1 protein-coding gene is annotated in these 1,085 nt (G+C 68.8%); it reads left to right on the top strand.

Annotated elements, in window-relative coordinates; all coding sequences use genetic code 11:
* Nucleotides 1-133: 133 nt before the first annotated feature.
* Nucleotides 134-1,085 (top strand): transposase (locus tag ABD366_RS43350; RefSeq protein WP_344443661.1); only part of this gene is annotated, 952 nt, incomplete at its 3' end.

Below are 1,085 nucleotides of genomic sequence, written 5' to 3'. Positions count from 1 at the left end.
GGTCGGTGGCGGGGCGGCCTCGGTTTAGGGGAGGTAGACGGTGTCGATGCGTCCGGCAAGTTTCCAGCGGATTCCCCCGATGACGGTCCGGACGGCGTGGGCGGCGTGTCCGAGGGGGACGCCGGTGATGCTGATGCGGGACCGGCTCGATGTGGTGTTCGCCGACGAGGACTTCGCTCATCTGTATCCGGCCGATGGCCGACCGGGCTTCTCGCCGGGGCAGTTGGCACTGGTGTCGGTGCTGCAGTTCGCGGAGAACCTCTCCGACCGTGCGGCGGCGGATGCGGTGCGCACGAGGATCGACTGGAAGTACGGACTCGGCCTCGAACTGGACGATCCGGGGTTCGACTATTCCCTGCTCAGCGAGTTCCGGGCCCGACTGGCCGAGGGCGACCGGGCAGATCAGCTGCTGCAGCTGATGCTGGACCGCTTGGTGGCGGCCGGGCTGCTCAAGGGGCGGGGCCGGCAGCGTACCGACGCCACCCATGTCCTGGCGGCGGTGCGGCGGTTGAGCCGGCTGGAGCTGGTGGGCGAGAGCGTGCGGGCGGCGCTGGAGGAGATCGCCGCGGCCGATCCGGCCTGGCTGGTGCCGCTGATCGATCCCGCGTGGGCCAAACGGTACGGGCGGAAAGTCGAAATCGGGAAAGTTCCGGGCGGCAAGGCAGCGGTGCGCGAGCGTGCCGAGGAGTTCGGCCGGGACGGGCAGAAGCTTCTTTCCGCCGTCTGGGCAGCCGATGCCCCACTCCGTCTGCGGATGCTGCGGCAGGTGGAGATCCTGCGGCGCGTCTGGATCCACCAGTATCACTGGGATCGCGAGGGGCATCTGCGCTGGCGGGAGGGCACGGCCCTGCCGCCGGCCTCGCTGCGGTTCGACTCCCCGTACGACACCGACGCGCACTACTGCGTCAAACGCGATGTCGAGTGGAGCGGATACCGTGTGCATCTCACCGAGTCGTGTGATCAGGATCTGCCGCACCTGGTGGTGCACGTCGCCACCACCATTGCTCCCGTCCAGGACGGGCAGATGACCGACAAGATCCACAACGACCTCGCCACCCGTCTCCTGGCTCCGGCCGAGCACATCG

Origin of the sequence: Streptomyces kunmingensis (genome assembly GCF_039533535.1) — a bacterium.
Lineage (GTDB): Bacteria > Actinomycetota > Actinomycetes > Streptomycetales > Streptomycetaceae > Streptomyces > Streptomyces kunmingensis.
The sequence above is the reverse complement of the archived record's forward strand: the minus strand, read 5'-3'. Positions and strand labels throughout refer to the sequence as shown.